Origin of the sequence: Sphingobacterium sp. LRF_L2, from assembly GCF_965644235.1 — a bacterium.
In the GTDB taxonomy this organism is placed as follows: domain Bacteria; phylum Bacteroidota; class Bacteroidia; order Sphingobacteriales; family Sphingobacteriaceae; genus Sphingobacterium.
In genome coordinates this window covers 757123-763904 of sequence record NZ_CBFFRI010000001.1, presented here as the reverse complement: position 1 = coordinate 763904, position 6782 = coordinate 757123, and the positions used below count along the sequence as shown (strand labels likewise).

The window sequence follows — 6782 nt, the reverse complement described above, 5'->3', positions numbered from 1 at the left end:
GCCGGTAGAACGCTGTTGTCTTCTTTCCATTTTCTTTCTTTCAATGCATGTCAATGATCTGTGGCTTGCGGTTAGCTGTTACTTGTAATAGTAAATAATGTTAACTGTAATTTCCGATGATCAAACGATATTCAGGTGCCTATATCGGCGGTGTCTACCTCTTCCCATTCCGAACAGAGAAGTCAAGCCCGCCAGAGCCGATGGTATTGCCGTAACAGGTGGGAGAGTAGGTCGGTGCCTAATTTTATACAGGCCCCTTCAGTGATAACTGGAGGGGCCTTTTTTATGTAAACACATTCTCTACTTGTTTGAATTCTGGTATACTTGAAAAAGGTTCTATTTTGGTAAATGACTTGATATCATGAAATAGTAAGTCATATGATATTTATTGATTAACTTTGCAACCGCAATGGGTACATTATTAGACAGCGGCATAAAGCCATATAATCATTACGGTGCTTATTTGAAGGATAAGTATAACGGACAGCGTGTATTTAAAGTTATCGTAGATGGAAATTTTACGTGTCCTAATAGAGATGGAAGTAAAGGATATGGAGGTTGTACATATTGTAATGTGGACTCCTTTACGCCAGATACAGCACGTAAAATACCTTCGATAAGGGAGCAGGTAGAAAATGGGATAGAGCGGGCAAGAAACTCTTACGGTGCAGAGAAATTTATTATTTATTTTCAGCCGAATACGAACACCTATGCGCCAACGCATTTATTAAAAATGATGTACGATGAGGCGCTTAGTATTGATCCCGAAAATACGTTAGGCTTATCTGTTGGTACAAGGCCGGATTGTTTAGATCTAGAGAAAATAGCACTGTTGGAATCGTATACAGACCGTTATGATGTGGATTTGGAAATGGGTATGGAGTCTATCTATAATGATACGTTAGAGCAGATTAATCGGGGCTGTTCTCACGATGAATTTATAGCTACAATGGCTTTATTGAAAAATACCAAATTGGAATTGTGTGTACATACTATTTTTGGATTTCCTTGGGAATCTGAAGAAATGATGTTGAAATATGCGGATGAAATTAACAGACATCCAGAAATTAAATTTGTAAAATTACATCATCTGCATATCGTTGAAGGCTCCATAATGGGAGTGAAATATAAGCGAGAACCTTTTAAGTTATTTACTATAGACGAATACACTGATTTTTTGGCGAAGTTTATCCCTTTGCTACGTCCTGATATCATCTTACAACGGATCTTCGGGATAGCAGATAGAGAACTTTTGATAGCACCAAATTGGGGATTTCCGAAATCTAAAATACAGACCCACATTGATAAAGGTTTAGAGAGTCGAGGAGTGAAGCAGGGTAGTGCCTATCTTTCATAAAAAAAGAGAAGTTTTTACTTCTCTTTTTTTATTCTTCTATAATTTTTTTAAGATCTGCAGGGGAATAGTTTATCGACTTAAGCGTTTTGTCATCTCCCTCACGGAATACTAGAAATAAACCATCTACTTGTTTGTAGTAAGATTTTACTCCTTTTGCTAAATAGTGGGCTTGTGTAGCTTGCGCTTCTTCTTCTGATTGGCAGGCTTTACTCATATTAGAGCGTTGTACTTCTTCAAATAGACTGTTAAATTTATCTTTCAAACCGAACTCGAGCACAGCGCCGGACAATACGTATTGGATATCACATAATGCATCTGCTATTTCTACCAGATCCTTATTTTCGATAGCCTCCTGCAACTCTTTAAGTTCTTCTGCAATCAAAGCTACTCGAAGATTGCAACGAGCCTCTGAAGGGATTGTAGGCTCTTCAAGAATAGGATGCTGAAAGGTTTTGTGAAATTCGGCAACGGATGTCAATGTTTTTGGATCTGTCATTTGTTTGTTTTTTTGCTAAAATACAAAAACTTCATGCAAGAAAAAAGGCGCTATACTATAGCGCCTCATTCTTATTTAATTAAATATTTTAGTTGGACTAACTCGCGTTCTTCTAAGTATCTCCAACGACCTCTAGGTAAATCTTTTTTTGTTAGATTGGCATATACTACCCGATCTAACTTGACGACTTCGTATCCTAGGGATTCAAATATCCTACGCACAATACGATTTTTTCCAGAGTGAATTTGAATTCCGATTTCGCGTTTACTTCCTCCCTGAACAAAGCTAAGATCGTCTGGCTTAATAAAGCCATCCTCTAATTCGAGACCGAATTCTATTTTGTTAAAATCTCCCTGCGAAAGATTTTTATTTAATTCAATGTTATAGATTTTGCTGATGTTGTTGCGTGGATGTGACAGTTTCTCTGCAAGGTTACCATCGTTTGTCAGCAATAGCAAACCTGTGGTATTACGGTCTAAACGGCCGACTGGATATATCCGTTCTTTCGTAGCTTTAGCAACCAAATGCATGACAGTACGACGTTCTTGCGGATCGTCGGTGGTCGTGATATAATCTTTTGGCTTATTTAAGAGAACATATACCATTTTCTCTCTTTTTAACCGTTCACCATTGTATCTAATTTCGTCGGTTGCAGGATCTACTTTAGTCCCTAATTCCGTCACTACTACGCCATTCACGGAAACAACACCAGATCCGATTAATTCATCTGCTTTTCTGCGAGAGCAGATACCTGCATTTGAAATGTAACGGTTAAGACGTATTAAGCCGTCATCTTTTGGCTCAGCAGTGGCAATTTTTTTTCTTGGATGGAATGTTTTAACACCTTCGCTATTTTCGTCGTTGTCAAATCTTTTATTGAAACGATTGGAACGGTCGAATTTTTTGGAATCGCCACCGAACGATCGTTTGTCGCGATCATTTCTTCTATCATTATCGAATGAACGACCTGATCCACGGGAATCAAAGTTCTTTCTCTCTCCTTTATCAAATTTGTTAAAAGGGCGGTCAGAATCTTTGCGTTCACCTCTATCGGATTTGAAGTAAGGACGATCTGTATTGTTGTTGTCTCGTTTATCAAATTTGTTAAAAGGGCGATCAGAATCTTTGCGCTCGCCTCTATCTGATCTGGAGAAGGTACGATCTGTACTGCGGTTATCTCGTTTGTCAAATTTGTTAAATGGACGGTCGGAGTCTTTTCGTTCACCTCTATCTGATTTGGAATAAGGACGATCGGTACTACGGTTGTCTCGTTTGTCAAACTTGTTAAATGGACGATCAGAATTTCTTCTTTCATCATTGTCCGATTTAGCATATGGACGATCGGCATCACGGTTGTCTCTCTTATCAAATTTTTTGAATGGTTTTTCTGAAGAGGGACGTTCTGAACGATCAGAACTGTATTTCCCATACCCACCTTTTGATGACGATTGCTGCTGTCGACCACTCTTGCCACGGAAGTTTTCTGAGTTACTTCTGTTGCTTTTGGAGTTGTCATCACGACTGTTCCTTCTGTTGTTGAATGGCATAATTTTCGAAATTAGGTTACAAAGTTACCACTTTTATTCGGTTAAGTGAAAAAAAATATTCACGCTTAAAATCTATGTTTAAATATAGCCGAACCCTGTTTTTTACCTACATGATGATATAGGGTGATTTGTAACTGTTTGGAAGATAAAGATATGCTTTGTATATTTGTCGGCTGAAAAATGAACCAAGCTATTTTTGATCGGTTTAGGGGTCTTTTCTAAGGATCTTTTTCTCGTGGATAGGTAGCATTAAGGGATTGAATGATTAGAAAAAAAGTACTATGTTCAAGTATAGTCCTGTCGCTCATGTTATTGTCGAAGCTATACATAAACGCACATTCCTCGTCCAAAAAGGATCCAATTAAAAAGGCCTTATTGGAACAAGTTGAGAAAAGAAAAGCGGCGATTGTCTTATCGCCGGAACAACAAAAAGAGGCTTATTATAAGTCTATCCGATTTGCCAACAAACGCGTTCCTCTTAGTAACGCGCAGGTCGAATCCAAATTTGAGAGATATCTTGCAACATTCTCTTATCGAAAGCAGCAATCTTACGATCTGCACAACAAGGCTGCACAACATCTTCCGAAAATAGCAGCCATTTTGAAATCCTATGGTATTCCTGAAGACTTCAAATACATACCGCTAATTGAAAGTGATATGAATCCGCGTATTGTTTCGCATAAAGGTGCTGGTGGTTATTGGCAATTCATGCCTTCAACAGCTCGTTTATATGGTTTGAAAGTAGGTGGAAATTTTGATGAACGTAAAGATTTGGTTAAATCGACACATGCCGCAGCACGTTATTTGAAAAGTCTTTATGCGGAGTTCGAGGATTGGACTTTAGTCGCGGCAGCTTATAATATCGGTGGTGGTAGTCTAAAGGCCGCAATACGTAGACAAGGTACGAAAGATTACTACCGTTTACGTTTAAACCAGGAAACCGCTTCGTATGTTTACAAACTCGTTTCCCTGAAACAGGTCATCGAAAACCCCAATAAACATGGCTATAAACGTTATGCTAAGGTTGACGATAAGTATCAGACAATTAACGAAAAAAATCTGTTGTAACAGCATATAAAAAGCTTTACTGAAGACCTCTTTTGAGGTCTTTTTTTATTTTTGTGGGTTAGTGATATTGCGCATAAACAGTCGAAAATGATGTGATTAACATCATTTTTTTAGCCTTGTCCTATCATTAGAATGTCATAAAAAACGCTCTACTTTTATCGCAGAAAACAACGATATATTGTATGCAGCTAGAGCAATTTAATTATGACAACAAAATTGTACGCAACTTTGGGATAGCGACAATTATTTGGGGCCTCGTGGGAATGTCCATTGGGCTATTGGTGGCCACGCAGCTTATCTGGCCACAGATGAACTTCCTGACACAATATACAACCTTTGGGAGGGTACGTCCCGTGCATACCAATGCGGTTATTTTTGCGTTTGTAGGAAACGGTATCTTCATGGGCGTTTATTACTCGTTACAACGTGTATTGAAGGCAAGAATGTTCAGCGATTTGCTGAGCAAAATTCATTTTTGGGGATGGCAGCTTGTCATCGTAGCCTCGGCCATATCTCTTCCCATGGGATTTACTTCTTCTCACGAGTATGCTGAGATGGAATGGCCAATTGATATCGCCATCACCTTAATTTGGGTCGTGTTTGGTATCAATATGTTTGGTACAATAATTAAGCGTCGTGAACGACACATGTATGTTGCCGTGTGGTTTTACATTGCTACGTTCGTCACAGTTGCCGTACTTCATATTGTAAATTCTATACAGCTTCCCGTTACGTTTTGGAAAAGTTATTACGTTTACGCTGGTGTTCAAGATGCATTAGTGCAGTGGTGGTATGGGCATAATGCTGTGGCATTTTTCCTGACGACTCCCTACTTGGGCATGATGTATTACTTTCTTCCGAAAATGGCAAATAGACCGGTCTATTCTTATAAGCTAAGTATACTGCATTTTTGGTCTTTGATATTTATCTACATCTGGGCAGGACCTCACCATTTATTATACACTTCTCTTCCTACTTGGGTGCAATCATTGGGAGTTGTTTTTTCTATTATGTTGATTGCACCAAGCTGGGGAGGAATGATAAACGGCTTGTTAACGTTGCGAGGAGCTTGGGATAAGGTGCGTACTGAGCCTATGTTGAAATTCATGGTTGTAGCGTTGACCTGCTATGGCATGGCTACATTTGAAGGACCAATGTTGTCGTTGAAGCAGGTGAATGCGATAGCCCATTTTACGGATTGGATTGTGGCTCACGTTCATGTTGGCGCCTTGGGTTGGAATGGTTTTATGACTTTCGCTATTCTCTATTACTTAATTCCTCGTCTGTATAAAACCGAACTGTATTCTAAGAAATTAGCAAACACACACTTCTGGATTGGAACGCTAGGTATTCTGTTTTATGCCATTCCAATGTATTGGGCCGCGGTGGTTCAGGGATTGATGTGGAAAGAGTTTACGCCAGAAGGTGTACTTAAATATCCAAATTTCTTGGCCACGACTTTGGAGATTATTCCAATGCATATGATGCGAGCTATAGGTGGTGCCTTATACCTTGCGGGGGTGATAATCATGACATTCAATCTTATCAAGACGATGCGTGCGGGTAAGTTACAAGCGAATGAACCTGCCGAAGCACCCGCCTTGAAGCCTTTGGTGTCAAGTGAACCGACAACACATAGACGTTTGGAACGCAAACCTATTTTATTTATGGTCTTGGCGCTTATCGCTATTCTGATCGGAGGGATTGTGGAAATGATTCCTACGTTTACGGTGAGTAGTAATGTGCCGAAAATAGCGTCAGTGAAGCCTTACACCCCTTTGGAAATTCAGGGACGGGATCTCTACATTAGGGAAGGTTGTGTGAACTGCCATTCCCAAACTGTCCGACCTTTCCGTTCAGAAACCTCGAGATATGGTGAATATAGTAAAGCGGGAGAGTTTGTCTACGATAGACCATTTCTTTGGGGATCTAAACGAACTGGCCCAGATTTACACCGAGTGGGAGGCAAGTATCCTAATAAATGGCACTTTGATCACCTTCTTGATCCAACGATCACGTCTCCAGGTAGTATAATGCCGGCCTATCCTTGGTTGATAGAACAAGAACTTGATAATAGTACACTGGAAGCAAAGTTGAATGCTATGCGTGTCTTAGGCGTACCTTATACACAAGAGGAGATAGCACAGGCATTGAAGCATGCGCAGAAGCAAGCGGAAGAAATAGTGAAAGATTTGGCGGCCAATCAGGTTGAGGTCAGATCTGATCGGGAAATTATCGCAATGGTTGCGTACCTACAGAGATTAGGAAAAGATATTAAGGCCACGGCTGAAAAGAAAACGGAGAATAATTAAAA

General features: G+C 39.8%; 5 protein-coding genes and 1 rRNA gene. 4 read left to right on the top strand and 2 right to left on the bottom strand.

Annotated features, from left to right (window positions below; genetic code table 11):
• Positions 1 to 131: 131 nt before the first annotated feature.
• Positions 132 to 243 (top strand): 5S ribosomal RNA (gene rrf / locus ACSZOX_RS03110).
• Between the two features lie 166 nt (positions 244 to 409).
• Entirely contained in the window at positions 410 to 1357 is a 948-nt protein-coding gene (locus tag ACSZOX_RS03105; RefSeq protein ID WP_437918289.1) for a TIGR01212 family radical SAM protein, read from the top strand.
• A 28-nt stretch (positions 1358 to 1385) separates the two neighbouring features.
• Here the strand turns inward: ACSZOX_RS03105 and ACSZOX_RS03100 are convergent, their stop codons facing one another.
• Both ACSZOX_RS03100 and ACSZOX_RS03095 read right to left on the bottom strand, forming a co-directional pair.
• On the bottom strand, positions 1386 to 1853 hold the full coding sequence (locus ACSZOX_RS03100; RefSeq protein WP_437918288.1) for a hypothetical protein: 468 nt from the start codon (positions 1851 to 1853) through the stop codon (positions 1386 to 1388).
• A gap of 71 nt (positions 1854 to 1924) precedes the next feature.
• On the bottom strand, positions 1925 to 3400 hold the full coding sequence (locus tag ACSZOX_RS03095) for a pseudouridine synthase (protein ID WP_437918287.1): 1476 nt from the start codon (positions 3398 to 3400) through the stop codon (positions 1925 to 1927).
• A gap of 306 nt (positions 3401 to 3706) precedes the next feature.
• On the opposite strand from ACSZOX_RS03095, the gene ACSZOX_RS03090 reads away from it, so the two are divergent.
• Positions 3707 to 4468, top strand: a complete 762-nt coding sequence (locus ACSZOX_RS03090; protein WP_437918286.1) for a lytic transglycosylase domain-containing protein — start codon at positions 3707 to 3709, stop codon at positions 4466 to 4468.
• A gap of 182 nt (positions 4469 to 4650) precedes the next feature.
• The gene (gene ccoN / locus ACSZOX_RS03085; RefSeq protein WP_437918285.1) at positions 4651 to 6780 is read left to right on the top strand and encodes a cytochrome-c oxidase, cbb3-type subunit I; all 2130 of its coding nucleotides are present in this window, start codon (positions 4651 to 4653) and stop codon (positions 6778 to 6780) included.
• Positions 6781 to 6782: the final 2 nt, after the last annotated feature.

Bases quoted from the DNA above. Each gene is read 5' to 3' on its own strand.
- ACSZOX_RS03100 (WP_437918288.1), bottom strand. From the start codon at position 1,853: ATGACAGATCCAAAAACATTGACATCCGTTGCCGAATTTCACAAAACC.
- ACSZOX_RS03090 (WP_437918286.1), top strand. From the start codon at position 3,707: ATGTTATTGTCGAAGCTATACATAAACGCACATTCCTCGTCCAAAAAG.
- ccoN (WP_437918285.1), top strand. From the start codon at position 4,651: ATGCAGCTAGAGCAATTTAATTATGACAACAAAATTGTACGCAACTTT.
- ACSZOX_RS03105 (WP_437918289.1), top strand. From the start codon at position 410: ATGGGTACATTATTAGACAGCGGCATAAAGCCATATAATCATTACGGT.
- ACSZOX_RS03095 (WP_437918287.1), bottom strand. From the start codon at position 3,400: ATGCCATTCAACAACAGAAGGAACAGTCGTGATGACAACTCCAAAAGC.